Below are 16,419 nucleotides of genomic sequence, written 5' to 3'. Positions count from 1 at the left end.
GAGCAGGATTTGAATGCCCGGCAGTTTGCCACAGTCGCCTGGGACGGGCACTTAGCGGCTGACCACCACCTGGTCGCGACCGCCGCGTTTGGCCTGGTACAGCGCCGCATCGGCACGGGCCAGCAGATCGTTGAGTACGTCGCCGCTCTCGTGGGTGGCGATGCCGATGCTCAGTGTCGAACCGTAATCGCGGGCCCGCAGGCGGTAATCGGCGGCAAGGCGTTCGGCGAAGCGCCGGGCATTTTCAACCGACGAATCCGGCAGCAGGCAGGCAAACTCCTCGCCGCCCAGCCGGGCGCTGTATTCGCCCGGGCCAATACGGGCGTCGATGACCTGGCCCAGCGCACGCAGCAGGTCGTCGCCCGCAATATGGCCGAATTCGTCGTTGGTGCGCTTGAAGTGGTCGACGTCGATGAACAGCACCGCCGGCACCCGGCCATCGCGCAGGGCGTCGGCCATGGCGGTGCCGGCCAGGTTCAGCCAGCCCTGGCGGTTGAGCAGGCCGGTCAGCGGGTCGCTGACGGCGCGTTGCCACAGGGATTCGACCTGTTTGTCCAGGCGGGTGGCCAGGTTGCTGCGGGCCCGCCGCAGCACCAGGCCGGAACCGGTGCTCAGCAGGTAGTACAAACCGAACAGCTGCACTTCGCTCGCGGGCGCCTTGGCGTCCAGCAACAGTCCCGCTACCACCGCGGTACACAGGGCCAGGCCGCCGAAGGTGATGTGCGGCTTCACCAACAGCGGCAGCCAGGTCACCGGCAGCAGCAGGAAAACCGCCAGCGGCAGCAACGAAGCACCGCGCCACTCCAGCGCGCCCATGGCCAGGCAGCCCAGCAACAGCGCCAGGAACGCCAGGCCCAGCGCACGGCGGCGGCGGATCGACACCACCGTGCGGTAGCGCACCGCCATGGCGACCAGCAGCGCCACGCCGCCGGCCTGAAGCACCAGCCGCGACGGCAGGGCCGGGAGCACGAAGGCCTCGTAGGCCGAAACCATCGCCGCCAGTACGGCCATGGCCAGCAGCAGCTTGCTCATGGGCCCGTGCAGCATCTGGATCTGGCGGCGGTACTGTTCGCGGCGCTCGTGCGCGGGCAGACCTGCCAGGTCGCCTTCCAGAGCGTGGCAGAGCATCAGCTGCGCGGAGCGGGCGGCGGTCTTGAGCACCCAGGCATTAAGCAGCCATTTCGCCCATGGGTTCAAGGAACCGAGCCACAGTACGGCGGCGCCGGCCGGGGCGACGCCACGCCGGATCCGGACCAGGCGCCGACTTCGTGACCGGATGCGTGTTTCGGTCGTGCTCAGCCCAGGGCGGCCAGTCGTTCGGGGGTGCCCACGTCGGTCCAGGTACCGCGGTGGTGTTCGCCCGTCACCTGGCCAGCGCGCATGGCGGCGCGCAGCAGGGGCGCCAGGCGGAAACGCGGCGGGTCGAGTTCGGCGCCGGCGGCGGCGCCGATGACGCTGCGCCAGTTGGCGAACAGCGCCGGCCGGTACAGGCCGATGCCGGAAAAGGTGAGGCGCTGTTCACCCGCGGGCTGCACGCTCCCGTCTTCGAGCAGGGCGAAGTCGCCTTCCGGGTTGTGGGGCGGGTTGTCCACCAGCACCAGGTGGGCCAGGCCGGCGGGGTCGCGCGGCAGGTGGGCGAAATCGTAGTCGCACCAGATGTCGGCGTTAACCGCCAGGAAGGGTTGGTCGCCCAGCCTCGGCAGGGCGTGCAGCATGCCGCCGCCGGTTTCCAGCGGCTCGGAGCCTTCGTGCGAGTAGTGCAGCCGCAGGCCCCAGCGTTCACCCCTGCCGAGCGCGGGTTCAAAGGCATGCGCCAGCCACGAGGTGTTGATGACCACCTCGCTCACGCCCAGGGCCGCGAGCTTTTCCAGGTGCCATGCGATCAGCGGTTTGCCGCGCACGGAAAGCAGCGGCTTGGGCGTGGTGTCGGTCAGCGGGCGCATGCGCTCGCCCTTGCCGGCGGCGAAGACCAGGGCCTTCATGCGGGCTGGGTGATGTCGTGATTGCCGATGGCGCTTTCGATCAGCGCCACCAGCGGTGCGGTTTCGGGGTGCCGCGATCCGACGTCGCGGGTGTACTTCCACACCAACGGCAGGTCCTGCAGGTACCCGGCCTTGCCGTCGCGGTACCAGAGCCGACAAAAGATGCCCAGCACCTTGATGTGGCGCTGCAGGCCCATCAGGTCGAAGGCGCGCAGGAAGGCCTTGCGATCGGGCACGGGCACGCCGGCGGCGGCAAGTTCTTCGCGGTAGGCGCCGGCCCAGTCTTCGACGCGGTGATTGGGCCATTCGATGTAACAATCGCGCAGCAACGAGACCAGGTCGTAAGTGATCGGCCCGCGCACGGCGTCCTGGAAATCGATCACGCCGGGCGAATCGTTTTCGGTGACCAGCAGGTTGCGCGAGTGGAAGTCGCGGTGCACGAAAACCTGCGGCTGTGCCCGGGCGCTGGACACCAGGGCGCGGAAGGCGGACTCGATGATGTCCCACTGTTCGCACCCGGGCGTGAAGCCCAGGTGGCGCTTGAGGAACCACTCCGGCATCAGCTCCATCTCGGCCACCAGCCGCGCCTCGTCGTAGTCAGGCAGGCCGGTGGTGTCGGCATTCAGCTGCATGGCCAGCAGGGCACGCATGGCATCGCCATACAGGCCGTCGACATGGGTGCCGTTGAGTTCGGGAAGCAGGATGCGGTCGCCAAGATCCTCCATCAGCACGAAACCGCGCTGCGGGTCGGCGGCCTGGATGTCCGGCACGTGCAGGCCGGCGCGCGCGAGGCGACCGGCGACGTCCAGCCAGGGCTGGATGTCTTCCTTGTCCGGTGGCGCATCCATCACGATCCACGCCCGGCCGGCCGAGCGCGTACGCCAGTAGCTGCGGAAGCTCGCGTCGTTCGAAGCGCGCTCCACCGGCGCATCGGGGTCGCCCAGCACCTGGCGGGTCCACTGCAGCCGCAAGCCTTCGCGATCAATGAGGTTCATGTCAGCAAGTATGGCCGAGGTGACGCGGACCAGGTTCATCGGGTGCCCGAAACCGTTGAGCCTGGTTCACAGGTGCTGGCGGAGGAAGGGGATGGTGATGCGTCGCTGGGCGGCGAGGCTGGCGCGGTCGAGCTCGTCCAGAAGCCGGGTGAGGCTGGCAAGGTCGCGGTCGACGCGGCGCAGCAGGTAGTCCAGCACGGCGTCGTCGAGTTCCAGGCCGCGGCGGGCGGCGCGCTGGCGCAACACGTCGCGGCGGCCGGCTTCGTCCAGGGCTTCCAGGGTGAGGCGCGCGCACTGGCCCAGGCGGGTTTGCAGGTCGCGCAGCTCCAGGCCGATATCACCGGGGTGGCTGCGGGCGGCGTAGATCACCGCGCCGGCATCGTGGCGGGCGCGGTTGTGGAAGTGGAACAGCGCCTCTTCGTCCTGGGCATGGCCGGCGATCGCCTCAAGCCCGTCCAGGCACAGCAGGTCGGCATTTTCCTGCTGGGCCAGCCCGGCAGCCAGGCGACCCGCGAAGGCTGCCATCGGCAGGTAGGCCGCGCGACGGCCGGCCGCCACGGCTTCGGCACAGGCCGCCAGCAGCAGGTGGCTCTTGCCGCTGCCGGTGGGTCCGGCCAGGTAGAGCCACTCGCGGGACGCCCCGGTGGCGGCGGCCTGAATTGCCGCGCGCACGGCGTCGTTGCCCAGGAAAGCGTCCAGGCGCTGGTCCGGCGGCGCGCGCAGGCCCAGCGGCAATTGCGGGGTGGTCATGGTTCTTTTTCGACGACAACCACGGTTGATTCATCGGCGCCGTAAAGCCTGCTGTGGGTGTAACGCTCATACAGGTACCGGCCCACCACGACCGCCACCGCGGCCACCGGCAGCGCCAGCAAGACGCCCAGGAAACCGAACAGCTGGCCACCGGCCATGATCGCGAAGATGACCGCCACCGGGTGCAGGCCGATCTTGTCGCCCACCAGCCAGGGCGTCAGCCAGAAGCTTTCCAGCAGCTGGCCCATGCCGAATACGCCCAGCACCAATGCCAGGTGCATCAGGTCGCCGTGCTGGACCAGCGTGGCGATGACCGCCGCGCCCAGGCCAACGATGGCGCCCAGGTAAGGCACGAAGCTGACCAGGCCCGCGACCAGGCCGATCAGGATGCCCAGGTCCACCCCCACGGCCGTCAGGCCAACGGCATAGATGGTGCCCAGCGCGATCATCACGCTCAGCTGGCCGCGGATGAAGCCACCCAGCACCTGGTCCGATTCGCGCGCCAGCTTGGTCACCGTCGGCTCCACGGGACGCGGCAGCAGTTCCTGGACGCGGGCCAGCATGGCCGAACCGTCGCGCATGAAATAGAACGTCACCACCGGAATGAGCGCCAGGTTCACCAGCCAGCTGATCAGGGCCATGCCCGACTTGGACAGCTCGCCCATCACCGTGGCGGCAACACCGCCTGCCTGTCGCCAATGCTGCTTGAACAGTTCGATCAGCTGGCTCGGGTCGACATAACCGGACAGCTCCATGTTGAACCGGCTTTCGGCCCAGGGCACGGCGGTACCGGTGAGCCACTGGCCGAAACGCGGCAACCAGTCGATGAACTTCGACACCTGGCTTTCGATCAGCGGCACCAGCAGCAGCACCGCCAGCGCCAGCGCCAGGGTCATCAGGGTGAAAACCAGCATCACCGCGGCGGTGCGCGAGCGGCCGCTACGCTCGATCTTGCTCACCAGCGGCTCGCCCAGCCAGGCCAGCAGGGCCGAAATGACGAAGGGCGTGAGGATCGGGCTGAGCAGCCACACCAGCACCCCCACCACGACGGCCAGGGCCAGCCACTGCCAGCGGCGCTGGTCGCTGAAGGGGTCGGGCATGCGGGTCGAGTTCATGCGGCGGGTTTCCTTCCTTGCTGCCAGGCCTTCACACCATAGCGGACAACGTAGTCCACGCCACTGACAAAGGTAAGGAAGGCCACGCCCAGCGTCAGGTCCACCAGCCGGTTCAGCGGCACCGTCCAGCCGGCGCGGTCGACCAGGCAGACCAGCACCAGGACGATCTGCGCCACGGTGGTGACCTTGCCCAGCCAACTGGGCTCGCCATCGTAGGGGCCGGCCAGGCGCCACCAGACCATCGCACCGCCCAGGATCACCAGGTCTCGCGCCACCACCAGGGCCACCAGCCAGGCCGGCAGCGCTCCGGCCAGCCACAGGCCGACGAAGGCGCAGCCCAGCAGGGCCTTGTCGGCCACGGGGTCGAGCAGGCTGCCCAGGCGGCTTTGCCAGCCAAACCGTTTGGCCAGCAGGCCGTCCAACGCATCGCTGGCGCCGGCCACCACTGCCACCCAGAGGGCGTCACGGTAATGCCCTGCCCACAGCAGCCAAAGCAACACCGGCGCCATCGCCAGGCGCAGGCCGGTGATGGCGTTCGGCAGGTGCTTGAGATTCATGGGCGCAGGCGGTAGCGGGCCACGACCGGCTCGGCCGGCGGCAGCCCGCCGGGCGCGGCGACGTAGGCGGAGCCCTCGGCCTCGAGCACGTCGCCGGCCGCCAGGAAACTTTCGAAGGCGGGCACGCCCACGGCAAGGTCAAGGTGCAGGCGCAGGCTGTCGGACGTGGCTTCTTCCACGGCCAGTTCGCGCACCACCGGCAGTGTCTGCAGATAGCCCATGGCGCGCGTGAAATCGTCGGCCATGCGCAGGCCGGTGATCAGCACCTGGTGCTGGGCTGGTTCACCGACGTCGGCGCGGGTCGCGTCGCGACGGGCGATGGCGTCGGCGGCACCGTCGGCGCCCGAGGCCAGGGCGCGCTGGGCGCTGGGGTCGCTATACGACCAGCGCGAGAGCTCGCTGCCGCCGCTGGTCAGGACCCAGTCGGCGGTCCAGCCCTGTCCTTCGCGGAACAGGCGGCCCAGCAGTTGGGTCTGGTGGCCGTAACGTTCGGTCAGGGCCTGCATCGGGGCCGGATTCCGGGCCCAGATGGTGTCCACGGCGGCCTGTTCGACCGCGCTGCCCGCGGGCAGGCCAAAGCTGAGGCCACGTTCGGTGCCGCGGGCCGCCAGCGGCTTGACCACGTTGATCTGGCTGGCGTTCACAAGCCGGGCGCCGCGGCCGTCGTCAATCGCCAGCCACAGGATCGGACTGGGTCGGTCGGGACCCCAGAACGGAAGGCCGGCACCGACGATCAGCGCGTCCACCTTGTTGGGGTCGAACTGCACCTGCAGCGAGGTCTTGTATACCGGGGCGCCGCCGATGGCGGTATTGCCCTGCTGGTCGGACACGCCTTCGGACGTACGCTCGTCCAGGACGAAGCCAGCGGCCTTGGGCAGGGCCCGTCGCACCACCGGATTGGCGCTGGCCAGTGGCTCGCCGGTCAGCTTCACCAGCACCTGGGCCAGGGCCCGGGCGGTGGCGGCGCGGCGTTCGCCGGATGACTGGCCCAGCAATTCGCTTTCGCCGGTGTAAAGCGCCATGTCGCGCGGGGCCGGGGCGTCGGCCAGCAGGTCGGCGGCGTCGGCCGGGGTCCCGGCGGCAGATTCCTCGGGCAGCGGTACGTCGGGCGCCTGGGCCTGCGCGGCGGCGAAGGGCACGACCATCAGGGCCAGCAGGGCGGCGAACAAACGGGCGTTGGGGCGTGGGCGCATGGACTCGGCGGCGTGCGGGGCAGGCTGGAATGGTGCCGGATAGGGGCCGGCACGTCCATGTCGGCCGTGCCATGGCCGGCTGGTAGAATGCCGGCCTTTCCCAGCGCCGGACCTGCCGTGACCACGCCCACTCCCCTCACCTACCGCGACGCGGGTGTTGATATCGACGCCGGCAATGAACTCGTCGAGCGCATCAAACCCCTGGTCAAGCGCACCTTCCGGCCGGAAGTGATGGGCGGCCTGGGCGGCTTCGGGGCGCTGTTCGACCTGGCCGGCAAGTACCGCGAGCCGGTGCTGGTTTCGGGCACCGACGGCGTGGGCACCAAGCTCAAGCTGGCCCAGCAGCTGGGTCGCCACGACAGCATCGGCATCGACCTGGTCGGCATGTGCGTGAACGACGTGCTGGTGCAGGGCGCCGAGCCGCTGTTCTTCCTGGACTATTTCGCCACCGGCAAGCTCGACGTCGACACCACCGTCGCCGTCGTCTCCGGCATCGCCAAGGGCTGCGAACTCGCCGGCTGCGCCCTGATCGGCGGCGAAACCGCGGAAATGCCCGACATGTACGGCCCGGGCGAATACGACCTGGCCGGCTTCACCGTCGGCGCCGTGGAGAAATCGCAGCTGCTTGACGGCGCCAAGGTCCGCGAAGGCGACGTGCTGCTGGGCATCGCCTCGTCCGGCCCGCATTCGAACGGTTATTCGCTGGTGCGCCGCATCTACGACCGCGCCGGCCGCCCGGCCGATCTCGACGTCGGCGGCGTCAAACTGGTGGACGCGCTGATGGCGCCGACCACCCTGTACGTGAAGCCGGTGCTGGAACTGCTGGGCAAACACGAGCTGCACGCCATGGCCCACATCACCGGCGGCGGCCTGACGGAAAACATCATCCGCGTCATCCCCGAGGGCCTGGGCCTGGACATTGAAGCCTCGGCGATTCACCTGCCGCCGGTGTTCGACTGGCTGCAGCGCGAAGGCGCGGTGGCGCGCGAGGAAATGTGGCGCACCTTCAACTGCGGCATCGGCTTCGTGCTGGTGCTGGCCCCGGGCGACGTGGCCGCGGTATCGGCCGACCTGCAGCGCCTGGGCCTGGCGCACCGCGCCATCGGCCAGGTGGTGAAGGCCGGCGCCGAGCGCGTGCGCATCGGCTGAAGATGTCCGGATACCGGATCGCGGTACTGGCCTCGGGACGCGGCAGCAACCTGCAGGCGCTGCTGCGCGCGATCGCCGACGGCCGGCTGCCCGGCCAGATCGCGGGCGTGTTTTCGGACAAGCCAAAGTGCGGCGCGATGGCCATTGCCCGTGATCACGGCCTGCACGCCGTCGCCCTGAAACCGCGCGACTACGCCGATCGGGCCAGCCACGATGAAGCGCTGTTCAGCGCGGTGGCCGGTGTTCAGCCCGACCTCATCGTATGTGCGGGATACCTACGCATCATCACCGACACCACGGTGCGCCGATTCGAGGACCGCATGATCAACCTGCACCCTTCCCTGCTGCCCCGCCATCCAGGCCTGGACACCCACGCCCGCGTCCTCGCCGCCGGGGAAACCGAGCACGGCGCCAGCGTGCACGCCGTTATTCCGGCCCTGGACGCCGGCCCGGTGCTGGCGCAGGTGCGCCTGGAGGTCGGCGCCGACGATACGCCCGACACGCTGGCCGACCGCCTGTCGCCGCGTGAACACGCCCTGCTGGTGGCCTGCACCGCCGCGATCGCCGGCGGCCGCGCCCGCCTGGACGATGGCCGGTGGCTTTTCGATGGCCAGGCGCTGGACCGGCCGCTGCGGCTTGACGCCAGGGACGAGCTGCAGAGGGAGACGGCACATGCGTAACGTCCTGCGTGGCCTGTTCGCCGCCGGGGCGCTGGCCTTGCCGCTGCTGGCCGGCGCCGCGTCGCCGCCCAAACCCTTCAGCGCGGACTACGAAGTGCGCCGCAACGACCAGCACATCGGCACCGGCCAGGTGTCGCTGCAGCGCCTGGGCGACGGTGTCTATGAACTGGTGACCCGCAGCCAGGCCACCGAAGGCCTCGCGGCGCTGGCGGGCATTGAACGCGAGGAACGTTCGCGGCTTCGCTGGACCGGCGACGGCCTGGAGCTGGTGAGTTACCAGATGCAGCAAAAGGCCGCATGGAAAAACCGCGAGGAGCGGCTTTCGGTGGATCGCGCCGCCGGCCAGGCCAGCAGCCACTGGAAGGACCAGTCGGCCTCCTACGCGGCCCCGGCCGGCCTGCTCGACCCGCATGGCACCACCGCGGCGATCATGGTGGCGCTGGCGGCGGGCGAACGCGGCTCGATGGACTTCCCGGTGGCCGGCCGCCGCGGCGTGGAAACCCAGACCTACCGCGTGGCCGCCGCCGTGCGCCTGCGCACCGCCATCGGCACCGAACGCGCCCTGCGCGTGGAACGCCAGCGCGGCGCCGACAACGGCCGCGTCACCAAGCTCTGGTTCGCCCGCAACCATGGCTGGCTGCCGCTGCGCATCAAGCAATACGAATCCGACGGCGAGACGCTGGACCTGCGCATCACCGCCATTCGTTAGCTCGGCAGGCGGCGGATCTTGGCGCCGAGGGTGCCGAGCTTTTCTTCGATGTTTTCGTAGCCGCGGTCGATGTGGTAGATGCGGTCGACCACGGTTTCGCCCTTGGCGACCAGGCCGGCCAGCACCAGCGACGCCGAAGCGCGCAGGTCGGTGGCCATCATCGGCGCGCCGGTCATCTGCGCGACGCCGCGGATGATGGCCGTGTTGCCCTCGATGCGGATGTCGGCGCCCAGGCGCTGCAATTCGTTGAGGTGCATGAAGCGATTTTCGAAGATCGTTTCCGTGATCACGCCAACGCCCTCGGCGATGGTGTTGAGCGCCGCGAACTGCGCCTGCATGTCGGTCGGGAAGGCCGGGTACGGCGCGGTGGTCAGGTTCACCGACTTCGGCCGATTGCCGCGCATGTCGACGGTGATGCTGTCGGAGGTGACGGTGAGATGCGCGCCGGCCTCTTCGAGCTTCACCAGCACCGCGTCCATGGTGTCGGCGCGGGTGCGGCGCGCGGTGACGCGACCGCCGGTCATGGCGCCGGCCACCAGGAAGGTGCCGGCCTCGATGCGGTCGGGCAGCACGTCGTAGTGGATGCCATTGAGGCGGTCGACGCCGTGCACGACGATCCGGTTGGTGCCGGCGCCCTCGATGTCGGCGCCCATGGCGATCAGGCAGTTGGCCAGGTCCACGACCTCCGGCTCCATCGCGCAGTTTTCGAGCACGGTCGTGCCCTTGGCCAGGGCCGCGGCCATCAGCACGTTCTCGGTGCCGGTGACGGTGATCATGTCGAACACATAGCGGCCGCCGCGCAGGCGCTCGGCGCGGGCCTTGATGAAGCCGTTCTCCACGCTGACCTCGGCGCCCAGCGCCTGCAGGCCGCGGATGTGCTGTTCCACCGGCCGCGAACCGATCGCGCAGCCACCGGGCAGCGAAACCTCGGCATGGCCAAAACGCGCCAGCAGCGGACCCAGCACCAGGATCGAGGCGCGCATGGTCTTCACCAGCTCGTACGGGGCCACGGTGGAGGTGATGAAGCGTGGGTCGGCGGTGATGGTGAGCTTTTCGTCGACCATCAGCTGCACGCCCATCGCGCCCAGCAGTTCCATGGTGGTGGTGACGTCGTGCAGGTGCGGCACGTTGCCGATAGAGATCGGGCCGTCGGCCAGCAGCGTGGCCGCCAGGATGGGCAGCACGGCGTTCTTGGCGCCGGAAATCTGCACGTCGCCGTTTAGCGGCTCACCGCCGGTGATTACGATCTTTGCCATGTGGTCTGGGGTCTCAGGCCTGGGCGGCCTTGTCGGCTTCTTCGGGGGTCAGGGTGCGCAGGGCCAGGGCGTGGATCTCGCCGCCCATCCTCGCGCCCAGCGTGGCATAGACCATGCGGTGGCGCGCCAGCGGCAGCTTGCCGGCGAAGGCATCACACACCACGGTGGCCTCGAAATGCACCCCATCGTCGCCGCGCACCTGGGCGCGGGCGCCGGGCAGGCCGGTTTCGATGAGTTCCTGGATGATCTGGGGATTCATGGGCGAGCGGGGCGCGACGGGCGCGCAGGCCTTACAATGCGGCCCCGCATCATACTCCCTGCGCCCGCCCATGAATGCCCCCCCAGCCGCACTGGCAGCCACCGACGAGGCCCTGATCGCCAGTGGCCGCGCCGTGATCGACATCGAGTCGCAGGCCCTGGACGCCGTGAAGGGCCGCCTGGGCGGCGACTTCGCCGCCGCGTGCCGGCACATCCTGGCCTCCACCGGCCGGGTCGTCTGCACCGGCATGGGCAAGTCCGGCCACATCGCCACCAAGATCGCCGCCACCCTGGCCTCCACCGGCACGCCGGCCTTCTTCATGCACCCGGGCGAAGCCAGCCACGGCGACCTGGGCATGGTGACCGACGCCGACGTGGTGCTGGCGCTGTCGAACTCCGGCGAAAGCGACGAAATCCTGTCCATCGTTCCTTCGCTCAAGCGCCAGGGCAACGTCCTGGTCTCGATGACCGGCCGCCCCGGGTCCAGCCTGGCCCGGCTGGCCGATGTGCACCTGGACGCCAGCGTGCCGGCCGAAGCCTGCCCGCTGGGCCTGGCGCCAACCTCGTCCACCACCGCCGCCCTGGCGCTCGGCGACGCACTGGCGGTGGCCCTGCTCGAGGCCCGCGGCTTCACGGCCGAAGACTTCGCCCGATCGCACCCTGCCGGCGCCCTGGGTCGCCGCCTGCTGTTGCGGATCCGGGACGTCATGCACACCGGCGACGATGTCCCGATGGTGCAGGTCGACGCCAGCACGTCCGACGCGCTGCTGGAAATGACCCGCAAGCGCCTGGGCATGACGGCCGTCGTGGATGCCGATGGCACGCTGAAGGGCGTGTTCACCGACGGCGACCTTCGCCGCTGCCTGGATGACGAGGACACCGACCTCAAGACCACGCCGGTCAGCCAGCTGATGGGCCGCTCGCCCAAGTCCATCGGTGCCGAGGCGCTGGCCATAGAGGCCGCGCACCTGATGGAAGAGCACAAGATCAGTGCGCTGGTGGTGCTCGACACCGAACGCCGGGTGATTGGCGCCCTGAACATTCATGACCTGTTGCGCGCACGCGTGGTGTGATCGAACCGATGACCCTTTCCGAATCCGACATCCGCGACCGCGCCGGCCGCATCCGCCTGGCCTGTTTCGACGTGGATGGCACCCTCACCGACGGCCGGCTCATCTACGACGGCGAGGGCCGGGAGTCCAAGGCCTTCCACGTCCTGGACGGCCAGGGCATGAAGCTGCTCGAGGAGAATGGCGTCACCGTCGCCCTGGTCACCGCGCGCCGCAATGCCGCCGTGCAGGCGCGTGCCCGCGACCTCGGCCTGCAGCATGTTTTCGCCGGCGTGAAGGACAAGGGCGCGGTGCTGCTGCAGCTGTGCGAAACGCTGGAACTGGCTCCCTCCGAGGCCACCCACATGGGCGACGACCTGCCCGACTTGCCCGCCCTGCTGCAGGTCGGCCTGGCTGCGGCGCCGGCCAACGCCCACCCCTGGGTCGCCGAGCGGGTGCACTGGCAGTCAAGCCGCCGCGGCGGCGAAGGCGCCGTGCGGGAGCTCTGCGACCTGATCCTGGACGCCAAGGGCCTGCGCCAGGCCGTGCTGGACCGGTTCGGCGTGGCATGAGCCGGCAGGCGCTCAACGTCGTGCTGTTTGCGCTCGCCCTCGGCCTGGGTGGCTACGCGGCGTGGCAGTGGCAGCGCAACCGGGTGCCGCCGCCCGAACCAAGCCAGCGCTCGGACTACGTGCTGCGCGAATTCGAGCTGACGGCGCTGGACGACGCGGGCGCGGAGTCCTTCACCCTGCGCTCTCCCTACCTGGAGCGCGACCGGGACGGCAAGAGCCTGACCATCCGTCGGCCGCGCTTTGCCTTCCCGAGTGATTCAGGCCGCTGGCAGGTCCGCTCCGACAAGGCCTGGGTGAGCCCCAAGGCCAGCGAAGTGCAGTTGCTTGGCGGCGTCAACATGGTCGGGCCGACCGAACCGTCAGGGCTGCGGACCCGCTTCACCAGCGACACCCTCTCGATATTCCCCAACGACCAGCGCGCCACCACGGATGACCGGGTTAACATCGACCGTGGCGAGTCCACCTTCGCCGGCACCGGCCTGCGGGTGGACTTGGCCGCCAAGCGTTTCCAGTTGCTCAACGACGTCAAGGGACACTATGCGCCACGCCAGTGAACTGCCGATCGGACTCCTGATCCTCGCCGCCCTCGTGCTGGCGCCGCCCGTCCTTGCCAAGTCCGGCGACCGCAACCAGCCCATGGACATCAGCGCCGACCGCACGGACGCCATGCTCGGTGACGACAGCGTCTCCACGCTCGAAGGCAACGTGCGCATCCGCCAGGGCACGCTTGAAGTGGACGCCGACCGCGCGGAAGTTCACCGCGCCGCCGGCGACATCAACCGCATCGTGCTCACCGGCAGCCCGGCGCGCCTGCGCCAGGTTTCCGACGCCGGCGAACCGATGGACGCCCGGGCCAACCGCGTGGTCTACCTGCTGGCCAACGAATCGATGATGCTCACCGGCAACGTCGTCATCACCCAGCCGCGCGGCAACCTGCGCGGCGAGACGGTGAAGTACGACATCAACACCGGCCGCATCGACGGTGGCGGCGACGGCGCCCGCGTGTCCATGCGCATCCTGCCCAAGTCCGCCGCGGCCGACTGATGCTCACCGCCACGGGCCTGGCCAAGCGCTACCGCTCGCGCCAGGTAGTGCAGGATTTCGCGATGGAGGTTCGCCCCGGCGAAGTCGTCGGCCTGCTGGGCCCGAACGGTGCCGGCAAGACCACCTGCTTCTACATGATCGTCGGCCTCGTCGGTCCCGACGCCGGCCGCATCACGCTCGACGGCCGCGACATCACCGCCCTGCCCATGCACCAGCGCGCCCGCCTGGGGCTGGGTTACCTGCCGCAGGAAGCCTCGGTGTTCCGCAAGCTCAGCGTGGCCGACAACATCCACGCTGTGCTGGAGCTGCGCGAGGACCTCGACGCCACCGGCCGCGCCAACGAACTGGCGGCGCTGATGGAAGAACTGCAGGTCGGGCACGTCGCGGAACAGACGGGCGCCAGCCTGTCGGGCGGCGAACGCCGCCGGGTGGAGATCGCCCGCGCCCTGGCCGCCCGGCCGCGCTTCATGCTGCTCGACGAACCCTTCGCCGGCGTCGATCCGATTTCGGTGGGCGACATCCAGAAAATCGTGCGCCACCTCAAGGCCCGCGGCATCGGCGTCCTGATCACCGACCACAACGTCCGCGAAACCTTGGGCATTTGCGACCACGCGTATATCCTCAATGCCGGCAGCGTGCTCGCCCGGGGAACGCCCGACGAGGTACTGGCCAATCCCGACGTGCGACGCGTCTACCTCGGCGATTCCTTCCGCCTGTAGCCACGGCGCCGCGCCCCCCCAGCGGAACGCCATGAAACCGACCCTTCAGACCCGACTTGGCCAGCAGCTGTCCCTGACGCCCCAGCTGCGCCAGGCGATAAGGCTCCTGCAGCTGTCGGCCCTGGAGCTGGAAACCGAGCTCAACCAGGCCCTGGAATCGAACCCGCTGCTTGAACGCGGCGACGAAGACCAGGGCGACGACCGCCCCGAAGGTGAAAAGCCCGACGAGCCCGGCCCCGAAGACACGCCGGGCGACGCCCCGGAGCCCGACGAGTTCGAGCCCGCCGAAGCCGATGAGTGGTACGAGCCCCCCGCCGGCGACCGCCGCCAGAACGACGGCGGCGAACCCGACGAGCTCACCGCCGCGGCGCCGGTTGACCTTCACGCCCACCTGGTCTGGCAGCTGCAGTTGAGCCACCTGGGCCCGCGCGACCTGGCGATCGGCCAGGCCGTGATTGAAGCCATCAATGACGACGGCTACCTCGAGGGCCCGCTGGCCGACATCCAGGCCGCCCTGCAGCCCGAGCTCGAGGTCTCCGAAGCCGAGATCGAAACCGTGCTGCACATCGTCCAGCACTTCGACCCGGTTGGCGCCGGCGCCCGCTGCCTGTCCGAATGCCTGTGCGTCCAGTTGAGCCTGCTCAGCGACGATACGCCGGGCCTGGCCCTGGCAAGCCGGCTCAGCAGGGACCACCTGGACGCCCTGGCCCGCCTGGGCGCGGACCGCCTGGCCGGCCAGCTTGGCGAGTCCGAGCTCGAAATGACCACCGCCGTGGCCCTGCTGCGCTCGCTCGACCCCAAGCCAGGCGCCCAGATCGGCGGCAGCGAGCCCGAATACATCGCCCCGGACGCCATCGCCTACCGCCAGAACGGCGTCTGGAAGGTCCGCCTGGCCCCCGGCAGCCGACCGCGACTGGCGATCAACCGCCACTATGAAGGTCTGATCGGCAAGGCCAGCCGCGAGGACGACAGCTACCTGCGCGGCCAGCTGCAGGAGGCCCGCTGGTTGATAAAGAGCCTGGAAACCCGCGCCGACACCGTCGAACGGGTGGCCCGGGCCATCGTTCGCCAGCAGTCGGCCTTCTTGGACCATGGCAACGAGGCCATGCGCCCGCTCACCCTGCGCGAAGTGGCCGAAGAGCTGGGCCTGCACGAGTCCACCGTGTCGCGGGCGACCACCCGGAAGTACCTGCGGACACCGCGCGGCACCTTTGAATTCAAGCACTTCTTCAGCTCGGGCATCGCCACCGACCACGGCGGCTCGGCCTCGGCCACGGCCATCCAGGCCATGATCCGGAAGCTTATCGAGGGCGAAAGCCCGCGCGCGCCGCTTTCGGACCAGAAACTCGCCGAAACCCTGAAGGCCGAAGGCATCCCCGTAGCCCGTCGAACCGTGGCAAAATACCGCGAATCCATGAACATCCCCGCCTCCAACGAGCGGCAGCGGCTGGCCTAAGGCCAAACCCAATGGCCAATGCCAGCCCAGGCGCGCGAATGCGCAGACTCCCCCAGGACTTGACCTCGGTCACGCCTCGTTATCGCCGGGCGTGATTACCTGTAGCTGTACCCACCAAGGAGGATCGTGACCATGCGGATCGACATCAGCGGCCACCAGATGGACGTCACCCCGGCCCTTCGCGACTACGTCAATGACAAGTTCGCGCGCGTCAACCGCCACTACGACCACCACGCCGAGGCCCGGGTCATCCTCTCCGTCGACAAGCTCGACCAGAGGGCCGAGGCCACCGTGGGCACCGCCGGCAAGACCGTGCATGCCGACGCCGTGGCCCCCGACATGTATGCCGCCATCGACTTGCTCGCCGACAAGCTCGACCGCCTGCTGCTCAAGCAGAAGGAAAAGATGACCGACCACCACCGCGGCGAATCGGCTGCCCGTTCGGACAGCTTCGGCTAGCCCGTGCACCTGCTCGACCTGCTCAGCCCGGGGCGCGTCGTCGCCCCGGGCCCGATCCCCGGCAAGAAGCGACTGCTCGAGAAGGCATCGGGCCTGCTCGCCGAGGGCAATGCGGACCTCGAGCGCGCGGTGTTCGACAGCCTGGTCGGCCGCGAACGCCTGGGCAGCACCGGCCTGGGCCACGGTGTCGCCATCCCGCATGGCCGCAGCGCCAAGGTTGCCACCGCCATCGGCTGTTTCCTTCGCCTTGCCGAGCCGGTGGATTTCGGCTCGCCCGACGGCATGCCCGTGGACCTGGTTTTCGCCCTGGTCGTACCCGAGCATTTTTCCTCGCAGCACCTGATGCTGCTCTCGCAGCTGGCCGAAATGTTCGGTGACGCCGGCTTCCGCGACCAACTGCGCGCCGCCAGCGACGCCGCCATCCTGCATGCCCTGCTGGCGGACTGGCAGGCCAGCCACCCCGAGGCCGGCTGAGC

Annotated in this window: 20 protein-coding genes; 11 read left to right on the top strand and 9 right to left on the bottom strand. The window is 69.5% G+C overall.

The window, feature by feature from the left end; translation table 11 throughout:
* Window positions 1–51 precede the first annotated feature (51 nt).
* The 7 genes from ACYVJH_RS13145 to ACYVJH_RS13115 form a co-directional block, all read right to left on the bottom strand.
* Window positions 52–1,197, bottom strand: a complete 1,146-nt coding sequence (locus tag ACYVJH_RS13145; protein ID WP_460455100.1) for a GGDEF domain-containing protein — start codon at window positions 1,195–1,197, stop codon at window positions 52–54.
* 98 nt (window positions 1,198–1,295) lie between these two features.
* Complete coding sequence (gene murU / locus ACYVJH_RS13140) at window positions 1,296–1,982, bottom strand: N-acetylmuramate alpha-1-phosphate uridylyltransferase MurU (RefSeq protein WP_460455099.1); 687 nt, start codon at window positions 1,980–1,982, stop codon at window positions 1,296–1,298.
* Window positions 1,979–3,016 (bottom strand): aminoglycoside phosphotransferase family protein, encoded by a 1,038-nt coding sequence (locus ACYVJH_RS13135; RefSeq protein ID WP_460455098.1) that lies wholly within the window; start codon window positions 3,014–3,016, stop codon window positions 1,979–1,981. The genes murU and ACYVJH_RS13135 overlap by 4 nt, the downstream gene beginning before the upstream one ends.
* 27 nt (window positions 3,017–3,043) lie before the next feature.
* Window positions 3,044–3,727 carry a DnaA regulatory inactivator Hda gene (gene hda / locus ACYVJH_RS13130; RefSeq protein WP_460455097.1) on the bottom strand — a complete coding sequence of 228 codons (684 nt, stop codon included), beginning with the start codon at window positions 3,725–3,727 and terminating at the stop codon, window positions 3,044–3,046.
* Window positions 3,724–4,842 carry an AI-2E family transporter gene (locus tag ACYVJH_RS13125; RefSeq protein WP_460455096.1) on the bottom strand — a complete coding sequence of 373 codons (1,119 nt, stop codon included), beginning with the start codon at window positions 4,840–4,842 and terminating at the stop codon, window positions 3,724–3,726. The genes hda and ACYVJH_RS13125 overlap by 4 nt, the downstream gene beginning before the upstream one ends.
* Entirely contained in the window at window positions 4,839–5,399 is a 561-nt protein-coding gene (locus ACYVJH_RS13120; protein WP_460455095.1) for a CDP-alcohol phosphatidyltransferase family protein, read from the bottom strand. The genes ACYVJH_RS13125 and ACYVJH_RS13120 overlap by 4 nt, the downstream gene beginning before the upstream one ends.
* A complete protein-coding gene (locus ACYVJH_RS13115; RefSeq protein WP_460455094.1) occupies window positions 5,396–6,592 on the bottom strand; it encodes a DUF2066 domain-containing protein in 1,197 nt (398 codons plus the stop codon). The genes ACYVJH_RS13120 and ACYVJH_RS13115 overlap by 4 nt, the downstream gene beginning before the upstream one ends.
* Window positions 6,593–6,709: 117 nt before the next feature.
* Here ACYVJH_RS13115 and purM point away from each other — a divergent pair, with 117 nt between their 5' ends.
* Genes purM through ACYVJH_RS13100 form a run of 3 tightly spaced genes read left to right on the top strand, consistent with a single transcriptional unit; the run spans window position 6,710 to window position 9,130 of the window.
* On the top strand, window positions 6,710–7,741 hold the full coding sequence (purM, locus tag ACYVJH_RS13110; protein ID WP_460455093.1) for a phosphoribosylformylglycinamidine cyclo-ligase: 1,032 nt from the start codon (window positions 6,710–6,712) through the stop codon (window positions 7,739–7,741).
* Between the two features lie 2 nt (window positions 7,742–7,743).
* Complete coding sequence (gene purN / locus ACYVJH_RS13105) at window positions 7,744–8,421, top strand: phosphoribosylglycinamide formyltransferase (RefSeq protein WP_460455092.1); 678 nt, start codon at window positions 7,744–7,746, stop codon at window positions 8,419–8,421.
* Window positions 8,414–9,130, top strand: coding sequence for a DUF3108 domain-containing protein (locus ACYVJH_RS13100; protein ID WP_460455091.1), 717 nt, complete (start codon window positions 8,414–8,416; stop codon window positions 9,128–9,130). Before purN ends, ACYVJH_RS13100 begins: the two co-directional genes overlap by 8 nt.
* Here ACYVJH_RS13100 and murA read toward each other — a convergent pair.
* Together murA and ACYVJH_RS13090 are read right to left on the bottom strand one after the other, a co-directional pair.
* Window positions 9,127–10,386, bottom strand: coding sequence for a UDP-N-acetylglucosamine 1-carboxyvinyltransferase (gene murA / locus ACYVJH_RS13095; RefSeq protein WP_460455090.1), 1,260 nt, complete (start codon window positions 10,384–10,386; stop codon window positions 9,127–9,129). The two genes, ACYVJH_RS13100 and murA, sit on opposite strands and share 4 nt — an antisense overlap.
* A 13-nt stretch (window positions 10,387–10,399) precedes the next feature.
* Window positions 10,400–10,645 carry a BolA family protein gene (locus ACYVJH_RS13090; RefSeq protein ID WP_460455089.1) on the bottom strand — a complete coding sequence of 82 codons (246 nt, stop codon included), beginning with the start codon at window positions 10,643–10,645 and terminating at the stop codon, window positions 10,400–10,402.
* Between the two features lie 70 nt (window positions 10,646–10,715).
* Here ACYVJH_RS13090 and ACYVJH_RS13085 point away from each other — a divergent pair, with 70 nt between their 5' ends.
* The 8 genes from ACYVJH_RS13085 to ACYVJH_RS13050 all read left to right on the top strand — a co-directional run bounded on the left by ACYVJH_RS13085 (window position 10,716) and on the right by ACYVJH_RS13050 (window position 16,417).
* Window positions 10,716–11,717 carry a KpsF/GutQ family sugar-phosphate isomerase gene (locus ACYVJH_RS13085; protein WP_460455088.1) on the top strand — a complete coding sequence of 334 codons (1,002 nt, stop codon included), beginning with the start codon at window positions 10,716–10,718 and terminating at the stop codon, window positions 11,715–11,717.
* Between the two features lie 8 nt (window positions 11,718–11,725).
* Window positions 11,726–12,265 carry a KdsC family phosphatase gene (locus ACYVJH_RS13080; RefSeq protein ID WP_460455087.1) on the top strand — a complete coding sequence of 180 codons (540 nt, stop codon included), beginning with the start codon at window positions 11,726–11,728 and terminating at the stop codon, window positions 12,263–12,265.
* Window positions 12,262–12,819 carry an LPS export ABC transporter periplasmic protein LptC gene (gene lptC, locus ACYVJH_RS13075; RefSeq protein ID WP_460455086.1) on the top strand — a complete coding sequence of 186 codons (558 nt, stop codon included), beginning with the start codon at window positions 12,262–12,264 and terminating at the stop codon, window positions 12,817–12,819. The genes ACYVJH_RS13080 and lptC overlap by 4 nt, the downstream gene beginning before the upstream one ends.
* Window positions 12,803–13,309, top strand: a complete 507-nt coding sequence (gene lptA / locus ACYVJH_RS13070; protein WP_460455085.1) for a lipopolysaccharide transport periplasmic protein LptA — start codon at window positions 12,803–12,805, stop codon at window positions 13,307–13,309. Before lptC ends, lptA begins: the two co-directional genes overlap by 17 nt.
* Window positions 13,309–14,028 carry an LPS export ABC transporter ATP-binding protein gene (gene lptB / locus ACYVJH_RS13065; protein WP_460455084.1) on the top strand — a complete coding sequence of 240 codons (720 nt, stop codon included), beginning with the start codon at window positions 13,309–13,311 and terminating at the stop codon, window positions 14,026–14,028. Before lptA ends, lptB begins: the two co-directional genes overlap by 1 nt.
* A 31-nt stretch (window positions 14,029–14,059) precedes the next feature.
* A complete protein-coding gene (locus ACYVJH_RS13060) occupies window positions 14,060–15,484 on the top strand; it encodes an RNA polymerase factor sigma-54 (RefSeq protein WP_460455083.1) in 1,425 nt (474 codons plus the stop codon).
* Window positions 15,485–15,616: 132 nt separating this feature from the next.
* Window positions 15,617–15,943 (top strand): ribosome hibernation-promoting factor, HPF/YfiA family, encoded by a 327-nt coding sequence (hpf, locus tag ACYVJH_RS13055; RefSeq protein ID WP_460455082.1) that lies wholly within the window; start codon window positions 15,617–15,619, stop codon window positions 15,941–15,943.
* Window positions 15,944–15,946: 3 nt separating this feature from the next.
* Window positions 15,947–16,417, top strand: coding sequence for a PTS sugar transporter subunit IIA (locus tag ACYVJH_RS13050; protein WP_460455081.1), 471 nt, complete (start codon window positions 15,947–15,949; stop codon window positions 16,415–16,417).
* Window positions 16,418–16,419 lie beyond the last annotated feature (2 nt).

This window comes from Arenimonas aestuarii (assembly GCF_054781715.1).
The sequence above is the reverse complement of the archived record's forward strand: the minus strand, read 5'-3'. Positions and strand labels throughout refer to the sequence as shown.

Excerpts from the sequence above, each read along its gene's own strand:
- ACYVJH_RS13060 (WP_460455083.1), top strand. The coding sequence starts at position 14,060 with ATGAAACCGACCCTTCAGACCCGACTTGGCCAGCAGCTGTCCCTGACG.
- lptC (WP_460455086.1), top strand. The coding sequence starts at position 12,262 with ATGAGCCGGCAGGCGCTCAACGTCGTGCTGTTTGCGCTCGCCCTCGGC.
- ACYVJH_RS13125 (WP_460455096.1), bottom strand. The coding sequence starts at position 4,842 with ATGAACTCGACCCGCATGCCCGACCCCTTCAGCGACCAGCGCCGCTGG.
- ACYVJH_RS13135 (WP_460455098.1), bottom strand. The coding sequence starts at position 3,016 with ATGAACCTGGTCCGCGTCACCTCGGCCATACTTGCTGACATGAACCTC.
- ACYVJH_RS13080 (WP_460455087.1), top strand. The coding sequence starts at position 11,726 with ATGACCCTTTCCGAATCCGACATCCGCGACCGCGCCGGCCGCATCCGC.
- murU (WP_460455099.1), bottom strand. The coding sequence starts at position 1,982 with ATGAAGGCCCTGGTCTTCGCCGCCGGCAAGGGCGAGCGCATGCGCCCG.
- ACYVJH_RS13090 (WP_460455089.1), bottom strand. The coding sequence starts at position 10,645 with ATGAATCCCCAGATCATCCAGGAACTCATCGAAACCGGCCTGCCCGGC.
- purN (WP_460455092.1), top strand. The coding sequence starts at position 7,744 with ATGTCCGGATACCGGATCGCGGTACTGGCCTCGGGACGCGGCAGCAAC.
- lptA (WP_460455085.1), top strand. The coding sequence starts at position 12,803 with ATGCGCCACGCCAGTGAACTGCCGATCGGACTCCTGATCCTCGCCGCC.
- ACYVJH_RS13085 (WP_460455088.1), top strand. The coding sequence starts at position 10,716 with ATGAATGCCCCCCCAGCCGCACTGGCAGCCACCGACGAGGCCCTGATC.
- murA (WP_460455090.1), bottom strand. The coding sequence starts at position 10,386 with ATGGCAAAGATCGTAATCACCGGCGGTGAGCCGCTAAACGGCGACGTG.
- hpf (WP_460455082.1), top strand. The coding sequence starts at position 15,617 with ATGCGGATCGACATCAGCGGCCACCAGATGGACGTCACCCCGGCCCTT.
- ACYVJH_RS13120 (WP_460455095.1), bottom strand. The coding sequence starts at position 5,399 with ATGAATCTCAAGCACCTGCCGAACGCCATCACCGGCCTGCGCCTGGCG.
- ACYVJH_RS13115 (WP_460455094.1), bottom strand. The coding sequence starts at position 6,592 with ATGCGCCCACGCCCCAACGCCCGTTTGTTCGCCGCCCTGCTGGCCCTG.
- hda (WP_460455097.1), bottom strand. The coding sequence starts at position 3,727 with ATGACCACCCCGCAATTGCCGCTGGGCCTGCGCGCGCCGCCGGACCAG.
- lptB (WP_460455084.1), top strand. The coding sequence starts at position 13,309 with ATGCTCACCGCCACGGGCCTGGCCAAGCGCTACCGCTCGCGCCAGGTA.
- ACYVJH_RS13100 (WP_460455091.1), top strand. The coding sequence starts at position 8,414 with ATGCGTAACGTCCTGCGTGGCCTGTTCGCCGCCGGGGCGCTGGCCTTG.